This window comes from Synechococcus sp. A18-25c (assembly GCF_014280035.1).
Classification (GTDB): domain Bacteria; phylum Cyanobacteriota; class Cyanobacteriia; order PCC-6307; family Cyanobiaceae; genus Synechococcus_C.
The window spans coordinates 1,124,588-1,141,348 of sequence record NZ_CP047957.1; the positions used below are offsets into that span (position 1 = coordinate 1,124,588).

Here is a 16,761-nt window from a genome sequence, read left to right on the forward strand (position 1 = left end):
TATTTGCATGTATCACTGAGCTGTTGTTCGTCCTGTCCCCTTCGTTTTTGAGTACAAAAACCCTTGCGTGCGTCTTTATATTTGGTTTAGAACTGAGACAATAACCCTAGAGGAGGAAGTGAAAATGCTTTCTCTTGCCGCATTCAGCCTTCTGGTCTTGCTGAATCTAGTAGTGCTCGATCATCTTGCCAGCAAGATGGTTCGGCGCTATGGAGAGTGGCGTCAAGCCAAGCGATTTGTTGGCGGGCATCCTGAAATGCAGGGTGTTGATCTTCAGAATGACCCCTTGGTGCATTACACAGCAGATGCTGCCCTAAAAGCTTTCGTTCTCGATAATGAAGACCCTGGCGAAGATCGTCCCTTCATGTCTGGTCTTTCTGGCGATTTTGAAGACATTGACTACGACTGAGTCGGCCTTCGTTGCGCAGTAGCTTCCACCAACGCTCTGATGAGCTTCCATGCTGTGCTGATCTTCGGCCTTTAATGCCAAGCTGGAGGCCTTCGACGCTGAATTGAGGCTTGGCCTCATCACCATGGGTTTTGATCCTCGTGATTGGTCAGCGACATCTCATGACATCCCAACCGGGAAGGCTCGCGGCGAGCGTGTAACGAGCAACGTTGAAGCCCTCCTGCGCGAAAATGATTCCCTTCGCCGTGAAGTTCATCGCCTTGAGCTGGAGCTTGATCATTGTCGACGTCGCCAATGGCAACGACCGCGGCGAGAGCCTTTCTCACGTGAGTCATGGCAGCAGTCGTCAACCCAGTCTCCGCCGAGAGTGACAGCGACGCAGGTTCAACGTTGGGGTGCTTCTCTTGCTGATCAGAGGGGCTGGACCGAGCTGAGAGCCACTGGCTTGGTTGCACTGATCGATCAGCTCAACCGTGACAGCTTTCATGCTCAGCTGACGTTGCAGCAACGGCTTGATCGCTTGGTGACTGGATTGGGGACCGACCTTTTTGCTGCTGTTGGTTCTCGTTCCAGCAAACGTTCCATGGCCGTTCTGGCTGCGTTTGCCCTGTATGGCGTTCGAGCGAGTGAATGGTTGGATGAAGATCCTGCCCGGGTTGTGGAGGAGCTGCACCAACGCCAACGACGTGAGCGAACAGCCAGGTCCGGTCGCCGAACACGCAGTGATCAACGCAGAACCGACCGCGATTGGCGCGAACGGGATCCACGAATGGACGCGTTGTCTGTTCTCGGCCTTGACGCGTCAGCGACGCAGGATGTGATCAAGCAGGCATTTCGCCAGCTTGTGAAGCAGCATCATCCGGATGTGGGTGGATCAGCTGAATCCTTCCGACGCGTGAATGATGCTTATCAACTGCTGATGTCTTGAAGCCACCTCTGCACGCAGTTCACACATTGCTTGGTTGACTCGTAGGGCAAAACGTTGCGTCCGTCGATGGTCTGAATCACAGCATTGTTCAGTTTGGAGTTGTAAGTGTTCAGTCGCTCCTCAACATCGTCCCAGTTGCTCGAGCGACCGATCCCTGTCGCTGAACGGCCAAAGACCACCAGGAACGGGACGTTGACTGCTGTGAGAGCGGGTTCCCAGCCACGTCTCCAGAATCCCGCCAGAAAGGAGAAGACGGCCCAGCGGGTGTCCATCTTTTTTGAACCCTCATGGAGTGTCTCAATCCACTCCTCATCCACATCATCCTGACAAGCAAACAGATTGTTCTTTGAAAAGCTGTTTAGAAAGCTCCGTCGTCGTGCATAGCGATAGAAGAGAGTCCCAAGCGTGCCATTGAACAGAACGTTCCAGAGTTGGTTTGATCGTTGCGTTGGAAACGTGTCCCTCAGCACCCGCCATCCTGGGGGACTTATCGCAATCAATCCGCTCACCAATTGAGGAGCTTCGGCCATAACGGCCAGGGCAATTGGTAACGATGCACCTTGAGCTACGAGGATCACAGGCGGTGAATTCCGTCGCTTCAGTGGTTCCAATAATGCTGTGGCCCAGTCCTCCGGAGTCAGTGGCTGCCTGGGACATGCTGCGAAGCCGCATCCAAGCAGATCAGGCGCAATGAGCTCGCGCCCATCGCCCGTCTCAGACCAGTGATCGATGAAGCGATGCCAAAACTGAGCTGAAAGTCCAACGCCGATGGGATGAATCAGCAACAGCGGAGACTTGGCCGAAATGTTTTGATCCGTCATCACACCTCGACATGAGGTCCATCATGTCGAGGTGATGACGTTGACCGCGTGACTTCGCTGATGGTTGCTTGATCTTCAGCAGTCTTCAGGACGAGGGCAGGGCATTAAGGGAAGGCATTCACCCGAGGGGTTTAACCACTCTTCGAACTCACGACGAATGGCTTCCGCTTCCGATGTTCGCTCCATGCTGTTGAGAAGCTTGCTGCGTTGACGGCTGTAGTCAACGGCAGCACCAATCAGTTCAATCGCCTGTTCGCTGGTCATGAGATGGGTGCTTTCTTCACAACATGGTTGGCAGACCACTCGAGTTCGGTAGTGGCAAAAGTGACCATTCCATGCATTGATTGGGTTATGGCACCGATGCCAATCGGGATGACATCCAAGACTTGCGCACGTGTCGCCATGACGACGAGACAACGATGCGTTCTTAGGCTCCGCGCAGAGCGAGTTGAATTATGAATCCCAAGCAGGTGGGCGCCCTCAGGCGAGCAGCGATCTATTTCGTTGTTGGATATGGCGGCCTGGCAGTCGTTAACAATGCCGGCATTGCTCCCGAACGGATGTGGATGGCTTATCTGCCTCTCTTCATAGGGGTCTACTTCTTCGCCCGTTGGGCTGATGCGCGTCTCGCAGCCATGGGCAACAACAAAACCGATGGCTGACCATCTCGCTGTTGCCTTGCTTTTGATGGGGGCAGTGTGCCTGCCAGTTGCCGATTAATTCCAATAAAAAACCCCCGCAACTCGTTGCGAGGGATTGATTCGTTGGCGAGAACACCCTCAGCGGTCACGCTTGAGATAAGGCAGGTCGCTGGGCCTGGACAGGGTGTAAACCACGGCGGCAGTGATGGCGGCACCGAAGGCGAGCATCGCGTAAATCCAAATGGAGTAGTCCGTCATCAGCTCAATCCAAGAACGCCAAAAGTGATCTGGCTCAGCACGCCATGACCGGTCAATGCTTCGGTGGCAACGCCAATCACGAAACCCAGCATCGCGACTCTGCCGTTAAGTAACTCAGCTCGAACGAGGCGCTCACCCTTGATTTGGGACGCCGCTGCATCCTGAAACCATTGATCCTGCGTTTGAGGTTGTGATGCGGAATTCATGAAACCCTTCTGTGTAAAGCAATGTTAAGTGCTTGTGTGAAGGAATGCAACGCTCTGTCGGGTCGCGCTTCAAGGCCTGGGGCGAAGTCGTCGCTAAGGGGGCAGGTACTCAGCGATCGACGCCTGGGGAGGCTGGTTGTTTGGTCGTTTGAGTCCGTCAACTTCGTCTTGCAGCATGCGCATGTGTGTGGCCATCTGCTGAGTCAGGGCTTCGCGCGCTCCCCGGTCTTGTGCGTCTGCGCTGTTGCTGAGTGCGGATCACCAAGGGATCGCCGCATTGCTGCTTCGACGGCTTAGCTAAGGCTCAGGCTGAAGCTCCTCGCCTTGGCGATCGCTTCAAGCTGGTCCAACAGCTCTGCGAACAGATCCAGGGTGACGGATCGAGTGAGGTGGATGTGTGTTCAAGAGAAGTGTGTGGGATTGGATGTGTGTAGTCGAAGGTCGTTTCAATGGATTGTTCGCTGCGGCCTGCCGTTGGGAAGCGGTCGACCGGTTGGCAAACTGGTCAAGAACAATTGTCACTGTGACAGTTGGCTTGCCATATTTGTTCTGTGAGGAAAAAACGCCTCACGGGGTGGAAACAAGGCAACACTCCCTTGAAGCGTTTTCAAATCCCTGCCTTCGGCGGGGATTTTTTTTGTCATTCTGCAGTCTCTTTCGTCTTTGGTTGAAGCGGTGTGCACCCTTCAAAGCCAGGATTCTGAGAGCGGCTGCAACATGCCGTTTGCGTCGTATCGACGAACGATCTGGCGTCGGTCACCTTCGATGCCGATCCAGCGGAGGCCACAGACCGTGGTGTCGCCAGTGGAGCGTTGTCTTGTGTCGAGCAGCAACTCCACATCGGGTTCCGGCCTCCAGACGCTCCAATCTCCTTGTTTCTCCATCCGGCATTGAACTGGGATTCGAGGAGGTTCTGGTGGCGTCGCCCCCTTGGCTTCAATGACATACACCACCTGATCGAGGCCGCTGGCGCCATGCCGCACGACAATCCGGCGGCGCTCTTCTCCTCGCACGACGCACATTTCCCCCACCCAGTTGAACGGTGTGATGGAGCTAGGCCCCAGTGTCCATCCCCCGGCTGGGCTCACCTGCATGGTGTAGGGAAGCTCGAGGAAATTCATCGAGCGCTGTTGGCCGCTGTTGAGATAGGTGAGCTTCGTCTGGATCACCCCGTTCACATCTTCCACACTCAGTGTGGTGTTGAATCGATCGTTTTCGCTCCCATCCGCACGCAATCGGATGAAGCATCCCTGCCAACTGCCGCTGTTGTGTTGCAGTAGAGCGGCCCTGGGGTCGTGGTTCACCATCGTTGGATCATTCCCCATGGACCGTAGAAAGCTCTGGGAGTCTGGTGCGAGTGATGCTGCTGATCCTCAGGCAGGCAGCATTGAAAAACCACCCTCGGTGACACCTAGCTTGAGATCCTCTTCAGGTTGTACCGATGGGATTGATCGGCTGGTTGTTGCAATGGCCTGTTCGGGGCTTCGTGTTGCTTCTTGTGGCGGTGATGCCGCTGGGCGTGGAACTGTCCAGTTTTCAATCGGCACTGACCTCGGCTGTCGTCATCGGTCTGCTCGGGACCTTGTTGATTGTTCCCTTGAAACTGGCACTTGCGTTGCCTTGGGCGTTGGCCAGCTTGGGTGGCTTGATCGCACCGGTGAGTTGGTTGTTCGACTGGATTATCACGGTGATGTTGTTCGCTCTTGCTTCATCACTGGTGGATGGATTCCGCCTCAAAAATGGTCTTAGCAGCGCTCTTCTCGGAGCTGTGGCTTACAGCGTGCTGAGCACTGTGTTCATCCGAGTTTTGGGACTAGGGGATGTTGGCTTGCTCAGAGCGGCTGGCGGCTGAACGCTGATGCTCGTTTTGCCTCCACACCAGTCTTCGTGGCGAGTCAGCATGAAAAAGGCCCTCCCTCGGAGAGCCTGATCAACGACCATCACCGTTGGCAGATGAGGATCAGTCTTCGCTGCCTTCTTCGTCTTCTGCACCCATGGGAACAAGGGTCACACCTTTTTTCTTAGAAAGTTTGATTGTGAACTCGTCGCCAGGCTGCAAATCAAGCATGGCTGTGTAGGCCTTGCCCACCAGGAGGTTGCCGTTGCCTTGAACAACAGCTTTGTAGGACAACTTGCGCCCACCTTTGCCGACGCCTGCAGAACCGCCACCAAGATCAACTCCCTTGGCGTTGAGCAGTGCTTCGTAAAACGCTGTGAAGTTCACACGGTCTGAACCGTCTTTCTTCTTGGAGACATAGCCACACGCTGTGGCCAAATCGGTTTTACTCACATCTCCAAGGTCTTTGACTTTGGCAAGCAGTTCAGCACCAGTGAGCATGGGAGAAGTTTGGGTCTTTCAATTGAAATTAAAGAAGAGGATGCCTCGGTGTCAATGCCCGCGATATCGAGTTGTGAGGCAGTGATCAGTCATTTTGCTGGTCTTGATCCTTGCTCAACTCTGCCCTCATTCGTCGGCGATGAAGTCTGCTCTTGCCTGCTCTTCTGGTTGGACCGGCGCTGATGGATTCTTCGTGCTCTAACTACATCAATCAACCCTGCATCCGGCTCCCCCAATCACAGGACAGTCGCCCTCAAGATCGATCAGCTGTGCTGATGGAACTCACATGGTGCATTGGACGATGCAGCCTCTCTAGACATGGCGACGTCGTGGTTTCAAGCAAGACCCGCTTGATCTGGTCATGAACTCATTATTTGAGTCTGAGCAATGTCAGACGGTATTGACTGTGAGCTTGTTTCGGATTCGGCCCAGCCTTCAGACCCCTAAGAAGGGATCAAGAGGACGGTTCGGGTAGATGCTGATGGGGAGATCGCCAAGACAGAACGTCTTCAGACCGTTTTCATCGGCCGCTCAAGGATCTGTTGTAGGACCAGCACTGCTGGAAAGCCGCTCGCTTCTTCGTTTCAAGGGTTGTTCAAGCACTTGATCAATGGTCACCAAGGGGGTTTGGCTTGGTTGTTCTTGTGTTGACCATGGATGCGACGGGGATCACAGTGATGGACACTCTTCGCTGACGTCCTTCTCATCCACACGCTTCACCAGCTGTTGCACTCGCGACACTTGAATGGAGAGTGGAGATGATGTTGTTTGTCGTGAAATGTTCCACTGCGTTTTCTGTCTTGATGCAGATTCTTGATCCAGACAGATTCTTGGTGTGTTTCGACAGGTCGCCGCACCATTGAAGTGTTGAAACTGAGTTCAAAAACAACTCAACCCCAGGCCCCCTGGAGTGAAGGGGATCTGGGGAATGAGTCCTGAACATGGTGTTCAGATTTTGGAGGCCGATCGTTTCCGGGTGGAGACGACGGCCTAAATCGCTCGCTTGTGCATCGTTCAACCCGTCACGTCATCCGTCGAAGAAGGGTCGAAGCATCTGGCTGTGGCATCCCTGGGGCCATGACGTCCAAAAGTGGGGCTATGCAGCTCCGGGGCACCTGCGGCAGTACGCGGCTGCCTTGACGATGCAGTGGAGTGTCGATCGACCTGGCGCACCGGATGTTTGCCTGTCGAAGGACCAGCCTCACGGGTGGGTGGAAACTGTTGGAGCAGGGGGCCGAAAAAGTCAGAAAGCTCCTGCGATCTGGTTGGGTGGAGTGTCGGCTGTCATCAGCGCCTCCGATCTCGATGCACCCAGTTTTGGTGTTGAGGCCTGCAATAGCAATGAGCATGAAGGCGCATTGCCTGATTCAGTGCGACTCCCTGAAAGTGCAAATGGCGTGCCTGGTTCTGGAATGGAGCAATCGCACCATCAGCTTGTCCGTGCAGCGGCTGCCCTTGTGGTTCCGTTCATGCTGACGTCCTGCACCGGTGGTGAAGCGCTGAAACGTTTCTCGTTCACAGCCGAAGCCATGGGCCCCCAGGTCGCCACTATTGACCTGCCTCGGGACGGGACGTTGAGCTTCTGGAACAGTCTTGATCTCGGTTATGAAGAAGGCACCTCTGTTGCTTTCAAGCTGTCCATCCAACGTCCGGGTGACCCGCAACCCACTGAGGTGATCTGTGATGCACTTACGCCATCGATGACCCTCATGTCCTCGATGGTGCAGGTGCAAAATCGCATCAACCAATCCTGGAAACTGGCTCGGATGCGCTGTGGATTCGGTCCGGTTCCTGAGGCCCAGCAGATGCAGGTGAGCGCTGTGCCGGTTGTCTCTCGACCTGTTGAGATCAGACGGCTGGATCTTGAGTTGAAGCGCTGAGATTTACGCTCCGGCGATTCAAACCTCCTCAGGAGGCGGGGTTCATGGCACTGCAACTTCGCTCAGCTGATTTTCTGCATAACGACGGCAAGACCTATTGCATTCGTCGCGCGACCCACGAACAGGACTTCACGATCTACGAAAAACGTGAGGGGGAGTGGGTTGACAGTGGCCTGGATCAGGCTGTGAAGGAACTGAACTTTGCTGAGTTCAAGCGCCTTGGCTTGTTGATCAAAACGATTATGGATGCCGACCGTTGGATCGATTAGTTCGCCGCGGTTGCCGGTACCGCTGCTGCAGAAAGCCTTGTTGCCAGTTTCTGTGAATTAATATTTAGCGCAAGCAATGGCTCGTCTGAACTATTAATAAGTTTTTTGTGTGACGTCGCGATCGCAAATGCCTGAATCCCGATTATTTCATTAATCCACATGGCTGCTGTCAAGTACAAGCGGGACTTCACGCATCAAGACCCTGTCTCATTTGCGCATGCAAATACCAATGATGCGGCCAAAAGTGCCAGTTCCAACAAGGGCAAGGCAGCCACATCTCCCGCACAATTTAAAGAAAATCATTGCGCGTCTTTGGGCATTGATGCTGGTCCCCGTCTGCACGAGATCTGCCCCTTCTCAGCAGTGAACCACTCCTATGCAGCCACTGGGAATGGTGCACTTGAAGCCGCCATCAGTGCTGGTTACAAGCAGGTTTTTGGCAACATCGGAATCACCGGGAACCAGCGCCTGGCGTCTGAAGAGGCTTTCCTGCGAGACGGCCGCACCAGCGTTCGCGATTTCATGGCAGGGCTGGTGAAGTCAGATCTCTATAAGCAGAAGTTCTTCCATGCCGTTTCGCCGATCCGCGGCGTCGAGCTGACGATGAAGCACCTGCTGGGTCGTCCTCCGATCAGTCAGGCCGAGATCAGCGCTGCCATTCAGATCATTGCTGACCAGGGCTTTGATGCCTTTGCCGACAGCCTTGTGCATTCCGAGGAATATTTGGAAACCTTCGGTACTGACACGGTTCCTTATCTGCGCGGCTTCAAGTCCGAAGCACGGGCAGCCTGCTCCACCTTCGTTGGCATGGCCGATCTCACGCCCGCGAACGGCAGCTCCGGAAACATCATGTCTTCCGGAAGCCTGCTGATCAGGCGTTTGAACAAGGATCTCAGCATCTTTAACGTTGCTCCAGGTTCCGTTGATGGTGGCGGCTTCTGCTACACCCAGGCCGTCAAGAACGCCAGCAATGCTGCCTATCGCCGCATGTATGGCGGCAAGTTCAACTACCGCTCCTGATCCATCGGAGCGGCGAGGCCACCAAGGCAGGTTGTTTCGACTTGTTCTGGGGGCCTCGCTGGTGCAACGTTGATGTGTCGTGACAGATCCCATGGTTGATCCCGAGCCGATCACGCCGATGACCGCGTTGACGCTGGATGCCAACGGAAGGCTTTCTTATATGGCTGAAGATGGCAGTCGCAGGGTCATCGTGGCCGACCCTGATCTGTTTGATCGACTGCAGCAGCTCAGCCTCAATCCTGATCAGGAGTGAACCGCAGCAGCGTCTGAACTGTTGTTCGACAGATCATGGTTTTTGTTTGGGGATCAATCGGCGCTTGATCGATCCAGCGTCCTGCCAGCTCGATGTCTTCGTAGGGATCATGCGTTGAGAACATGATTCGATCGGCATCAAGCGTGTCGATCGAACACTTCAGGGCAGTGTTATCGCAGACGCTCGAGGTGGCGATCAAAAAGTGTCGCGAGAAGATCTCGCTCGGTGGATTGCTGGCGGCTTGGCGATCGCGCATGGGTGGCGGCGTCGATCGACCAGCCCCAGGTGGCCCCGTCCAGTTCTCTCACCATCGAAGCGGGTTGGTCGGTGGTTGAGGCTGTCTTGTGAGGGATCAATGGTGCTGGCAACTGCAAGTGCGTGCGTTGTCGTTTGCTGAGAACTAGATGGAAGGGCCATTCAGTCCACCGTTCAAAGCCGGAATCTCCAAAGTTCAGGCCTGTGATTACAGGGTCTTGCCCTGGTGTTCAACGGGACGAATGGCAACCAAGTCGTCAAGATGACTGACCTGTTTCAGGCTTGATGGAGCGAACTCATGCTTGCTCGATGGAAATGATGTAAATCGGTTTATAAATAGAAAGCATTGCCACTTTCTTTGTAATAAGGAGAGTCTCTGTAGTCGATGGAATGACCTCCACAGAATTCTCGGACCATGGTGTTCAACTCACCCATGATTTCGTTGCTGGAGGTGTAGTTGGCCGGATCAACTTCGTTCCAGAATTCGTAATATCCATCCTTGCAATCAATCCAACCTGCCGAAGGCAAGGTTTTCCCGTCTGACGTTGTCGTGCTGCCTTCCAGGACGTAGCCAACAGCGAAGCGTTCAGTTGGCTTCTCGTTGACTTCGATCAATTTATAAGTGAGAAAGCCCCGTCCATTCAGGATGGTGACGACGCCTCCACGCCAATCGTTGGCTAGCGCAGGGGACGACATCGCGGCCAAAAGCAATGCGGCAACGCTGAACAAGAGACGTTTCATCGCCAAGACGGCTCCTTTTTTCGTTACTAGCCAAGGCTGAGATCATTCGCAGGTTCTGTGCCGCTGTGCAGGTTTGGCACAACGTTCACTTGCTCTGCTCGTAACCAAATGTGAAGCGATCCCGCAGTCGCCAGTCATCCATGCAGAAATGCAAAGGTGACTGATTGCAGGGCTGCAAGGTCACAGCGAAGATGGCGTCCCCCCAGACCTCCATCTTCGTGTAGATAGCGATGGCATTTGTAGCGTCTTGAACGGTTTAATGCATGCTTCCGTCGCTTTCAAGTCGTCGTGTTCAAGTTCTCGCAGTTGCGACGTCGCAACAGGCCTCGCAGGTTGTTGATGTGTGATCGGAAAGCTTGGTCTCGCTAAGACACCGAGTCAGAGCATGGTTGGAGCTGGCGGTTCAGACCAGAATTGGTGCAGTCGTCAGCAATGGTGCTGATGGGTTCAGTCCGCCTCGAGCTAATCCGCAGTTATCGCATCGGCGATCCCGGCATTGGTCTGAATGAACCCTCGGGCCTCACGCTCAATGCGGACCGCACAGCGCTCTACACCGTCTGTGACGACACCAAGGCGATCTTTTGCGTCGACCTCGAGGGTCAGGTGTTGCTGCAGCAGTCGTTCTTCATCAGCGCGGCTGGCTTGGAAGGGATCGCGCTCAGTGCCGATGGCAAGCAGCTGTTTGCGGTGCAGGAAGAGACCAATGCGGTGCTGATCATCGATATCGCAGGACGCTGTGAGCGGCACCAGCACCCCCTGGCCGCGATGGCCAATTACGACTCCGTTGCGAAGCATTTCCCGCATCGTCCCGATAACAAGGGACTGGAGGGGATCACCGTCAACACCGTGAACCAGCATGTGTTCGTGGTGAAGGAGTCCCAGCCCGGGTTGCTGATCGAGCTGGATGCGGAGTGCCGCACGATCTTGTCGTCGCGCTTTCTCAGCAAAGCCAACGGTTTCTCCCATCCGAAGGTCGGTCCAGACAAGCTGGATTTTTCTGGTCTGAGCTACGACCCCCGCAGCGACAGCCTGTGGATCGTCAGCGATCAGGGTCGGTGCCTGTTTCAGTACGACTGGGTGCAAGACGTGGTGCTTCAACGGCTTGACCTGGAGATCGGCGAGGGCAAGCGCCGGTTGGTGCGCAAGGCCGAGGGTGTCGCGATTGATCCCGAGTGTGGCCGTGTGTATGTGGTGAGTGACCGCGATGCACGGCTTTATGTGTTCAAGCTTGCTGCCGTGGGTTGAGTGGGATCACGGCCTGCTACGCAACTGTGCCATCACGTCTGGAGAGGCCTCCACCAAGGCCAGCAAGCTCTCCACTGGTGGCGGTGTGGTCCGATCCGTGCGCTAACAGCATCAGCGTCACGAGAAGGAGCCAGCACATCGTTAGTTTCGTTGCCGCCGTCCCTTTCCCCTGCGGCGCGTCATCAGATTGTCCCTTGACTCTGCTCCATGTCTCACGCTGAACCCCGCCGGCTCCTGCTCACCGGAGCGAGTTCGGGCATCGGTCTTGAGGCGGCCAAACAGATGGCGGCGCGGGGGCATCAGCTCACGATTCTTTGCCGCAATCAGGCCCGTTCCGACCTCACCCTGCAAGCTCTCTCAGGTGCCGCGCAAACCCTGATTTGCGACTTGGCGGATCTCGATGCGGTGAGGGCAACCACGGATCAACTGCTAGCGCGCGGTTGGCCTCTGGATGCTGTGGTGCTCAATGCCGGCCTCCAGTACGCCGGTGAGCGTCAGCCCCGATGGAGCGCTCAGGGGATTGAGCTCACGTTTGCTGTGAATCAGCTGGCGCACCAGGTGTTGGCAACGGCCCTGCTGCCTCTGCTGAGGGCTGCCTCAAGGCCGCGGGTGGTGATCACTGCTTCGGAAGTGCACAACCCGGTCAGCGGTGGCGGAAAGGTGGGAAAGCCTGCTGGGCTTGGTGATCTCAGCGGCCTGCATCAGGGCGCTGGTTGCCCGATGCTGGATGGCAGCCCAGTGTTCGATGGCGACAAGGCCTACAAAGACAGCAAGCTCTGCAATGTGTTGTTGGCTCGGGAACTGAACCGGAGGCTTGAGGGCGCCATTCCGGTGATGGCCTGGAGTCCGGGGTTGGTGATTGCGCGTGACTCGGGGGGCTTTTTCCGCTACAGCCGCCAGCAGAATCCTCTGGGAATGGCAGCGTTTGCGTGGGTGGCCCGCGATCTGCTGCGCCTCACGGAATCACTGCCCCGTGCCGGTGCCTTACTGACAGCGCTGTGTCTCGACGATGGGATTGCCACGCCGGGATTCAGCTACCGCAGCAACCACTTGGTGCGTCCTGGAGTGCATCGTTTTGAGCTGGTCGACACCAGTGCTGAAGCCACTGATCTCGCCAAGGCGGCGGCGCTGTGGAATGGCTCGGAGGCTTTGCTGGCCAGTTTGTAGGGGTCTGCGCGATCAGTCCAGCTTTTGGCTCGCGAGTGGGGTGAATGCTGCGATGTCGTCCGCTGTCTCGATTCGGAACGGATGGCTGACGGCGCCGATGCGATCAAAGCGCAGGGAGTTGGAAGGGGGTGTCAGGCTTGCGGCGCAGGCCTGTCGGGTCGGCAAGGGGTCGTTGCTGTAAAGCAGGCTCAAATGTGGGTCCAGTTGGTAGCTCAGTGCATTGGCGGAGCGGTGGCAGAGGTTTTGAGACCAGGCCTGCAGTGCGGCTTGCGCAGCCTTCTCACTCTGTTCCACGCTGAAGCGGAGCATCAGGCTTTGCGTGAATGCGGCACCAGCTTCGATCGCCTGTGGCTGAAGCTGGAGTGGTTGATGCTGTTTTGCAGCAGCGATCAGGTGTTCGATCGCCAGATCGAAGCTGTCGAGATGGTCGCTGTAAAGGGTGATGTGCGGCGGCAGCCAGCAGCCATTCAGCTGCTGCTGTGCGCAGTCAGAAATCTGCTTCAGTGCCGCTGCTGTTTGCTGATCGGGCATCAGCCAGTACGACACGACCTGTTTGATATCCAAGTGGTTTGTGTGTTCCTGCCGTCGCAATCATGACCGCGAATGTTTCGTTGCTGTTGATACATATCCTCGTTTGATGACGTGATCCCAAAGAGAATGCGCCAATTGTTCGTGATTTTGGTTGGGGTGAATGACTGTGGTGGATATCTGCGTCAAGAACCGATGGCATCATTCACAATCACGATGATCGGCAAGGAATCCGAGCAGTCTTTCACGTGTGAGGGTGATCAATACATCCTGGATGCGGCCGAAGAAGCCGGGGTTGAACTTCCCTATTCCTGCCGGGCTGGAGCCTGCTCCACCTGCGCTGGCAAGGTCATCTCTGGCGATCTCGATCAAAGCGATCAGAGCTTCCTGGATGATGAGCAAATGGAGCAGGGTTTCGGTCTGCTTTGTGTTGCCTACCCCAAAAGCGATTGCAAGATTGAGGCGGAGGCGGAGGAGCAGTTGTTCTGAGTGCGGTTGGCGCCTAGTCGCACTGCTTCACGAACACCACTTCCTCTCTGGGGGTCGCCATTGTTTTGGCGATCTTGCGGGCGGCTTCAAGGTCGAGGGCTTGGATGATGTTGCCGTTGCTGATGGCGTTGGTTCCCTGTTTGGCAAAAGCGACTCTGAACTTCCTGACCTCGTGCATGAAGTGAAGGTGAATTCCTCAGCCTAAATCTTGGCTTTGTTTTGGCTGGAGACTCTCCTGCTGGCATCAAAAAAAGCCCCACCGGAGTGGGGCTTGGAGAGTTGGCGAATGCCTGAAGGTCATTTGCTGGTGAGCTTTTGACCGCGATAGACGACGTTGGCCGACTGATTGCGCTCAGCGGGAGCGTGGTTGACGACGTACTTCTGGCCGCGATAGGTCAGGGTCATGAGGGTTCCTCGAAGCAAGCTCAGGTCCCCGTTCCATGGCCTGAGTCGAACTGCGCCTCACGAAACGTGAGGTGAACGTTGTAGGTAGCGGTTGCTACAGACTTTTTATAACGCCTTGGTCAACCCCCGTGTTGTTCACGCGGATACACAGGGGAGACTTGTTACGCGGGGCTACATCACGCTCATCGACAGGAATTGATCGTCGGTTTCGGTCATGGCCTCGTTGTCGCCGTGAAACCAGCAGCCATACATCAGATGGATGATCCGGCCCACTTCGAGGTCGCGGTCGGCCACGTCTTGCCAGACGCGTTGGCTCAGCTCCTGGTCAGCCAACTGAAACTGGGCCTTCACAAGGCTTCGGGTGATCGAGAAATAGGTCTGACGATCGTTGCGTGCCTGGCATTCCATTGAGGCGCTGACGGTGTTCAGCAGCGGCTCGGTGGGCTGGACGGTGTTCTTGTGCTTGTTGATCAGCATGGTGTCTCCGGGTTCTGCGATGGCAGAGAGAGGCTCGCGCTGGGCGCCAATGAAGGACCTCCCTCTCAGATCGAGCGGCGATCGTGCTGTGGTGGAGTGGCATCCGTCATTGGATCCTCCTGTATCAATCAATACAGAGATAGATCCGCAGTCGGGGAAAAACAATCGGCATGAACACGCATTCGAGCCGGACGCTGCCTTGCCCTGCCGCTGGTGGGCTCGATCCTTTTTTTTTCAGGTGTGGCGGTTGGATCCGATCCTCCAATTGGGACTGACCCTGCTTGTGCTGGGCATCGTCGTTGAATCAATCCCCTCCATTCGCGCGGATCACCGTGCCTTGCAGCAACGATTCGCAGGGCCACCGCAGCAATCCAGCTGACAGATGGCTCTGGTGCGTCGCCTTCACGATCGTGTCTGGCCCCGGTCGGTCGCTCATGCGCTCCTGCCTTTTGCTGGCATCTATTACGCCATCACCCGTCGCACATTCACACCGTTGCTATGGGATGTCGTCGCGCGATTGGTCGTGCTGCTGATCTCGACTGGCTTGTCCTTCATGGCTGTTGAGTTGTTTCCTTGTAACCCTGATTCATTGGTCTTTGGAGGGCTGTCAGACGCCGAGAAGCTGAATATCTGGATTCAAAGTGCTGTGGGACTGGTGTTGATCCTGGTCAATGTGCTCGCCTGTCTTCTGCCTGTGCGCGCTGCCCTCCACCGCACGCAGGCGGATGCCCGTCGCCGTCTGGATGCCCACGCTTGATCCCATCACCCAACCGGATCCTCTGCCTAGGGTTAAGCACCGGCGTGGATCGATGACCATTCCCTTCGGTGATCCGGAGCCGTCTGACGCTCTCCTCAACAAATCGGTGGCGTCCACTCGGCTGAAGACTTGGTTGCAGCGCCGGCTGCGGCAGCTGGCTTTGGAACAGCGCATTCAAGATGCCCGCGCGCTGCGCAGTGAATTTCTGGTGGATTGATGGATCGGGTGGTGCGAGCGCTCAGGCTCGTTCCACTTCCAGAGTTTTTGCGTTCTCTCTTAAGACCCCAAGATTGCCGTGCATTCCAGGCGTTCTTGGCAGGCATCACGACGTTGCAATCGCAGATTGATTACTTGGGCGAGATAACGCGCATCGTCGCTAACGCCGCAAAACCGCCCGGACCCCCAGGTGTGCAGCCAAGGCAAGCCGATGAAATAAAGACCAGCGCTTTGGGTGACGCCGCGATCATGGGCCGGCAATCCACTCCCATCGAAAACGGGCGCCTCAATCCAGCTGAAGTCGCTTCGGTAACCCGTGCACCAGATCACCGCGGCAAGGGGCTCTGAGGTCAGGTCAATGCCGGGATCATCGATCGGAGGGGGCTGCCAACAGGGGGAATAGGGCGGTTCGACTGGTGCATCAATTCCTTCCTGTTCGATCCAGCTGTCAATGCTGGTGCGGATGCGGCAATACACCGCATCGGCTTGATCGAGGTTGGTGGCCAGGTCACCAGCGAAACCAATGTGTTCGCTGGAGATGGTCGAGAGCCGGCCATGCAGGCGCATGCCTTCCTTGGCTCGTCGACGCAGATCAATCTCACGCCCACCATCTCGGCCTGTGAGGTAGTGGTTGGTCTTTGCTCGCACCGAGCGTGGATCCGTGTGATCGCTGATCGGCATGGCGTAGTAGCCCATCCGATCCAGCCAATCCACAACGTCTTTGCCGCGATAACGGCGCGGAGAACGTGGGGCACGTCCCACACTGAGGTGCACGGAACGACCTGCCAGGTGGAGGTCTTCAGCGATCTGACTGCCGGATTGACCATTGCCGACAACCAGCACTGGACCATCGGGGAGTGACGTGGGATTGCGGTAAGACCGTGCATCCAGTTGAAGAACAGCCGCTGAAATGCGTTCGGCGCATGGATGGCGTCGGGGAATGTGATAACCCCCGGTGGCAACGATGACGTGTTCGGCTTCGATGACTCCCTCGCTGGTGTCGAGCCGATATCCGTTCACGATCGGTTGCAACCGTGAGACGGCAACGCCCTCGCGAAGGTCAGCGTTGACATGTTGTGCGAAGCGTTGCAGATACTCCACAATCGACGCCTTACCCATGAAGCCGTCGGGCTCATCCCCTTTGTAGGGGAAGTCAGGCAAACGGCATTGCCAATTCGGCGTGACCAGGCAAAAAGAATCCCAGCGCTGTTGGTCCCAGGCGTAGGCCACACGATTCTTTTCGAGAACCAGCGGTCGGATTCCCTGCTGCTGCAATGCGTAGGCAACGGAAAGGCCCGCCTGGCCTGCACCGATGACAACAGCTGAACGTCGCTGCGGTGGTAATTGAGGTTGCGCAACCACTAGCAGCGATGTCTTGAAGACAGCTTTAAAAACATCATTTCTCAGAAAACAAACAACGCTGTAGTGAAAAGCACTAAATCGCCAACCGAGCGGCGT

At 56.0% G+C, this 16,761-nt stretch carries 28 protein-coding genes; 16 read left to right on the plus strand and 12 right to left on the minus strand.

The window, feature by feature from the left end; translation table 11 throughout:
- Positions 1-67 precede the first annotated feature (67 nt).
- From SynA1825c_RS06220 to SynA1825c_RS06225, 3 genes are all read left to right on the plus strand, one after another.
- The gene (locus SynA1825c_RS06220; RefSeq protein ID WP_186470762.1) at positions 68-409 is read left to right on the plus strand and encodes a hypothetical protein; all 342 of its coding nucleotides are present in this window, start codon (positions 68-70) and stop codon (positions 407-409) included.
- Between the two features lie 230 nt (positions 410-639).
- Entirely contained in the window at positions 640-780 is a 141-nt protein-coding gene (locus SynA1825c_RS13765; RefSeq protein ID WP_370593790.1) for a hypothetical protein, read from the plus strand.
- Positions 777-1,337 (plus strand): J domain-containing protein, encoded by a 561-nt coding sequence (locus tag SynA1825c_RS06225; RefSeq protein ID WP_370593791.1) that lies wholly within the window; start codon positions 777-779, stop codon positions 1,335-1,337. Before SynA1825c_RS13765 ends, SynA1825c_RS06225 begins: the two co-directional genes overlap by 4 nt.
- Here the strand turns inward: SynA1825c_RS06225 and SynA1825c_RS06230 are convergent.
- Positions 1,319-2,158: an alpha/beta hydrolase gene (locus SynA1825c_RS06230; protein WP_186470764.1), complete on the minus strand. Its 840-nt coding sequence runs from the start codon at positions 2,156-2,158 to the stop codon at positions 1,319-1,321. The genes SynA1825c_RS06225 and SynA1825c_RS06230 overlap by 19 nt on opposite strands.
- A gap of 75 nt (positions 2,159-2,233) precedes the next feature.
- Positions 2,234-2,422, minus strand: coding sequence for a hypothetical protein (locus tag SynA1825c_RS06235; RefSeq protein WP_186470765.1), 189 nt, complete (start codon positions 2,420-2,422; stop codon positions 2,234-2,236).
- Between the two features lie 191 nt (positions 2,423-2,613).
- Here SynA1825c_RS06235 and SynA1825c_RS06240 point away from each other — a divergent pair, with 191 nt between their 5' ends.
- Positions 2,614-2,820, plus strand: coding sequence for a hypothetical protein (locus SynA1825c_RS06240; protein WP_186470766.1), 207 nt, complete (start codon positions 2,614-2,616; stop codon positions 2,818-2,820).
- 236 nt (positions 2,821-3,056) lie between these two features.
- Here the strand turns inward: SynA1825c_RS06240 and SynA1825c_RS06245 are convergent, their stop codons facing one another.
- Positions 3,057-3,263, minus strand: a complete 207-nt coding sequence (locus tag SynA1825c_RS06245; protein ID WP_186470767.1) for a chlorophyll a/b-binding protein — start codon at positions 3,261-3,263, stop codon at positions 3,057-3,059.
- Between the two features lie 686 nt (positions 3,264-3,949).
- On the minus strand, positions 3,950-4,588 hold the full coding sequence (locus SynA1825c_RS06250; RefSeq protein WP_255478471.1) for a DUF3598 family protein: 639 nt from the start codon (positions 4,586-4,588) through the stop codon (positions 3,950-3,952).
- Positions 4,589-4,704: 116 nt separating this feature from the next.
- On the opposite strand from SynA1825c_RS06250, the gene SynA1825c_RS06255 reads away from it, so the two are divergent.
- A complete protein-coding gene (locus SynA1825c_RS06255) occupies positions 4,705-5,115 on the plus strand; it encodes a phage holin family protein (protein ID WP_186470768.1) in 411 nt (136 codons plus the stop codon).
- A 108-nt stretch (positions 5,116-5,223) separates the two neighbouring features.
- Here SynA1825c_RS06255 and SynA1825c_RS06260 read toward each other — a convergent pair whose 3' ends face one another.
- Entirely contained in the window at positions 5,224-5,601 is a 378-nt protein-coding gene (locus SynA1825c_RS06260; protein WP_186470769.1) for an AbrB family transcriptional regulator, read from the minus strand.
- A 1,274-nt stretch (positions 5,602-6,875) separates the two neighbouring features.
- Between SynA1825c_RS06260 and SynA1825c_RS13525 the strand changes: the two genes are divergently transcribed.
- The 4 genes from SynA1825c_RS13525 (at position 6,876) to SynA1825c_RS06280 (ending at position 9,023) form a co-directional block, all read left to right on the plus strand.
- The gene (locus SynA1825c_RS13525) at positions 6,876-7,481 is read left to right on the plus strand and encodes a hypothetical protein (protein WP_186501449.1); all 606 of its coding nucleotides are present in this window, start codon (positions 6,876-6,878) and stop codon (positions 7,479-7,481) included.
- A gap of 44 nt (positions 7,482-7,525) precedes the next feature.
- Entirely contained in the window at positions 7,526-7,750 is a 225-nt protein-coding gene (locus SynA1825c_RS06270) for a hypothetical protein (RefSeq protein ID WP_186470771.1), read from the plus strand.
- A gap of 363 nt (positions 7,751-8,113) precedes the next feature.
- A complete protein-coding gene (locus SynA1825c_RS06275; protein WP_255477100.1) occupies positions 8,114-8,770 on the plus strand; it encodes a phycobilisome rod-core linker polypeptide in 657 nt (218 codons plus the stop codon).
- Positions 8,771-8,849: 79 nt separating this feature from the next.
- On the plus strand, positions 8,850-9,023 hold the full coding sequence (locus SynA1825c_RS06280; RefSeq protein WP_222930041.1) for a hypothetical protein: 174 nt from the start codon (positions 8,850-8,852) through the stop codon (positions 9,021-9,023).
- On the opposite strand, the gene SynA1825c_RS13530 is transcribed toward SynA1825c_RS06280, so the two are convergent.
- Complete coding sequence (locus SynA1825c_RS13530; RefSeq protein WP_222930031.1) at positions 9,004-9,147, minus strand: hypothetical protein; 144 nt, start codon at positions 9,145-9,147, stop codon at positions 9,004-9,006. The genes SynA1825c_RS06280 and SynA1825c_RS13530 overlap by 20 nt on opposite strands.
- 101 nt (positions 9,148-9,248) lie before the next feature.
- Here SynA1825c_RS13530 and SynA1825c_RS13625 point away from each other — a divergent pair, with 101 nt between their 5' ends.
- The gene (locus SynA1825c_RS13625) at positions 9,249-9,371 is read left to right on the plus strand and encodes a hypothetical protein (RefSeq protein WP_255478472.1); all 123 of its coding nucleotides are present in this window, start codon (positions 9,249-9,251) and stop codon (positions 9,369-9,371) included.
- A 237-nt stretch (positions 9,372-9,608) separates the two neighbouring features.
- On the opposite strand, the gene SynA1825c_RS06290 is transcribed toward SynA1825c_RS13625, so the two are convergent.
- Positions 9,609-10,007, minus strand: a complete 399-nt coding sequence (locus tag SynA1825c_RS06290) for a hypothetical protein (RefSeq protein ID WP_186470775.1) — start codon at positions 10,005-10,007, stop codon at positions 9,609-9,611.
- A gap of 453 nt (positions 10,008-10,460) precedes the next feature.
- Between SynA1825c_RS06290 and SynA1825c_RS06295 the strand changes: the two genes are divergently transcribed.
- Together SynA1825c_RS06295 and SynA1825c_RS06300 are read left to right on the plus strand one after the other, a co-directional pair.
- Positions 10,461-11,264, plus strand: a complete 804-nt coding sequence (locus tag SynA1825c_RS06295) for an SdiA-regulated domain-containing protein (RefSeq protein ID WP_186470776.1) — start codon at positions 10,461-10,463, stop codon at positions 11,262-11,264.
- Positions 11,265-11,471: 207 nt separating this feature from the next.
- Positions 11,472-12,431 (plus strand): SDR family NAD(P)-dependent oxidoreductase, encoded by a 960-nt coding sequence (locus SynA1825c_RS06300; protein ID WP_186470777.1) that lies wholly within the window; start codon positions 11,472-11,474, stop codon positions 12,429-12,431.
- Positions 12,432-12,443: 12 nt separating this feature from the next.
- On the opposite strand, the gene SynA1825c_RS06305 is transcribed toward SynA1825c_RS06300, so the two are convergent.
- Positions 12,444-12,995: a hypothetical protein gene (locus tag SynA1825c_RS06305; RefSeq protein WP_222930032.1), complete on the minus strand. Its 552-nt coding sequence runs from the start codon at positions 12,993-12,995 to the stop codon at positions 12,444-12,446.
- Positions 12,996-13,154: 159 nt separating this feature from the next.
- Between SynA1825c_RS06305 and SynA1825c_RS06310 the strand changes: the two genes are divergently transcribed.
- Complete coding sequence (locus SynA1825c_RS06310; RefSeq protein ID WP_186470779.1) at positions 13,155-13,448, plus strand: 2Fe-2S iron-sulfur cluster-binding protein; 294 nt, start codon at positions 13,155-13,157, stop codon at positions 13,446-13,448.
- A 13-nt stretch (positions 13,449-13,461) separates the two neighbouring features.
- On the opposite strand, the gene SynA1825c_RS06315 is transcribed toward SynA1825c_RS06310, so the two are convergent.
- The 3 genes from SynA1825c_RS06315 to SynA1825c_RS13770 all read right to left on the minus strand — a co-directional run bounded on the left by SynA1825c_RS06315 (position 13,462) and on the right by SynA1825c_RS13770 (position 14,462).
- The gene (locus SynA1825c_RS06315; protein WP_186470780.1) at positions 13,462-13,626 is read right to left on the minus strand and encodes a hypothetical protein; all 165 of its coding nucleotides are present in this window, start codon (positions 13,624-13,626) and stop codon (positions 13,462-13,464) included.
- A 119-nt stretch (positions 13,627-13,745) separates the two neighbouring features.
- Entirely contained in the window at positions 13,746-13,853 is a 108-nt protein-coding gene (locus tag SynA1825c_RS06320) for a DUF4278 domain-containing protein (protein ID WP_186470781.1), read from the minus strand.
- Between the two features lie 171 nt (positions 13,854-14,024).
- Positions 14,025-14,462, minus strand: coding sequence for a hypothetical protein (locus SynA1825c_RS13770; RefSeq protein WP_370593792.1), 438 nt, complete (start codon positions 14,460-14,462; stop codon positions 14,025-14,027).
- 115 nt (positions 14,463-14,577) lie between these two features.
- Between SynA1825c_RS13770 and SynA1825c_RS13630 the strand changes: the two genes are divergently transcribed.
- Genes SynA1825c_RS13630 through SynA1825c_RS06335 form a run of 3 tightly spaced genes read left to right on the plus strand, consistent with a single transcriptional unit; the run spans position 14,578 to position 15,304 of the window.
- The gene (locus SynA1825c_RS13630; RefSeq protein WP_255478473.1) at positions 14,578-14,709 is read left to right on the plus strand and encodes a hypothetical protein; all 132 of its coding nucleotides are present in this window, start codon (positions 14,578-14,580) and stop codon (positions 14,707-14,709) included.
- Positions 14,710-14,712: 3 nt separating this feature from the next.
- The gene (locus SynA1825c_RS06330) at positions 14,713-15,087 is read left to right on the plus strand and encodes a hypothetical protein (protein ID WP_186470782.1); all 375 of its coding nucleotides are present in this window, start codon (positions 14,713-14,715) and stop codon (positions 15,085-15,087) included.
- Complete coding sequence (locus tag SynA1825c_RS06335) at positions 15,056-15,304, plus strand: hypothetical protein (protein ID WP_186471256.1); 249 nt, start codon at positions 15,056-15,058, stop codon at positions 15,302-15,304. The genes SynA1825c_RS06330 and SynA1825c_RS06335 overlap by 32 nt, the downstream gene beginning before the upstream one ends.
- A 59-nt stretch (positions 15,305-15,363) precedes the next feature.
- Here the strand turns inward: SynA1825c_RS06335 and SynA1825c_RS06340 are convergent, their stop codons facing one another.
- Complete coding sequence (locus tag SynA1825c_RS06340; RefSeq protein WP_186470783.1) at positions 15,364-16,665, minus strand: MSMEG_0569 family flavin-dependent oxidoreductase; 1,302 nt, start codon at positions 16,663-16,665, stop codon at positions 15,364-15,366.
- Between the last annotated feature and the right edge of the window lie 96 nt (positions 16,666-16,761).

What these genes read in the sequence shown, in the direction of transcription:
- SynA1825c_RS13765 (WP_370593790.1), top strand. Translation starts at nt 640, where the DNA reads ATGATTCCCTTCGCCGTGAAGTTCATCGCCTTGAGCTGGAGCTTGATC.
- SynA1825c_RS06230 (WP_186470764.1), bottom strand. Translation starts at nt 2,158, where the DNA reads ATGACGGATCAAAACATTTCGGCCAAGTCTCCGCTGTTGCTGATTCAT.
- SynA1825c_RS06235 (WP_186470765.1), bottom strand. Translation starts at nt 2,422, where the DNA reads ATGACCAGCGAACAGGCGATTGAACTGATTGGTGCTGCCGTTGACTAC.
- SynA1825c_RS06240 (WP_186470766.1), top strand. Translation starts at nt 2,614, where the DNA reads ATGAATCCCAAGCAGGTGGGCGCCCTCAGGCGAGCAGCGATCTATTTC.
- SynA1825c_RS06245 (WP_186470767.1), bottom strand. Translation starts at nt 3,263, where the DNA reads ATGAATTCCGCATCACAACCTCAAACGCAGGATCAATGGTTTCAGGAT.
- SynA1825c_RS06250 (WP_255478471.1), bottom strand. Translation starts at nt 4,588, where the DNA reads ATGGGGAATGATCCAACGATGGTGAACCACGACCCCAGGGCCGCTCTA.
- SynA1825c_RS06255 (WP_186470768.1), top strand. Translation starts at nt 4,705, where the DNA reads ATGGGATTGATCGGCTGGTTGTTGCAATGGCCTGTTCGGGGCTTCGTG.
- SynA1825c_RS06260 (WP_186470769.1), bottom strand. Translation starts at nt 5,601, where the DNA reads ATGCTCACTGGTGCTGAACTGCTTGCCAAAGTCAAAGACCTTGGAGAT.
- SynA1825c_RS06270 (WP_186470771.1), top strand. Translation starts at nt 7,526, where the DNA reads ATGGCACTGCAACTTCGCTCAGCTGATTTTCTGCATAACGACGGCAAG.
- SynA1825c_RS13530 (WP_222930031.1), bottom strand. Translation starts at nt 9,147, where the DNA reads ATGTTCTCAACGCATGATCCCTACGAAGACATCGAGCTGGCAGGACGC.
- SynA1825c_RS06295 (WP_186470776.1), top strand. Translation starts at nt 10,461, where the DNA reads ATGGGTTCAGTCCGCCTCGAGCTAATCCGCAGTTATCGCATCGGCGAT.
- SynA1825c_RS06300 (WP_186470777.1), top strand. Translation starts at nt 11,472, where the DNA reads ATGTCTCACGCTGAACCCCGCCGGCTCCTGCTCACCGGAGCGAGTTCG.
- SynA1825c_RS06310 (WP_186470779.1), top strand. Translation starts at nt 13,155, where the DNA reads ATGGCATCATTCACAATCACGATGATCGGCAAGGAATCCGAGCAGTCT.
- SynA1825c_RS06315 (WP_186470780.1), bottom strand. Translation starts at nt 13,626, where the DNA reads ATGCACGAGGTCAGGAAGTTCAGAGTCGCTTTTGCCAAACAGGGAACC.
- SynA1825c_RS06320 (WP_186470781.1), bottom strand. Translation starts at nt 13,853, where the DNA reads ATGACCCTGACCTATCGCGGCCAGAAGTACGTCGTCAACCACGCTCCC.
- SynA1825c_RS06330 (WP_186470782.1), top strand. Translation starts at nt 14,713, where the DNA reads ATGGCTCTGGTGCGTCGCCTTCACGATCGTGTCTGGCCCCGGTCGGTC.
- SynA1825c_RS06335 (WP_186471256.1), top strand. Translation starts at nt 15,056, where the DNA reads ATGCCCGTCGCCGTCTGGATGCCCACGCTTGATCCCATCACCCAACCG.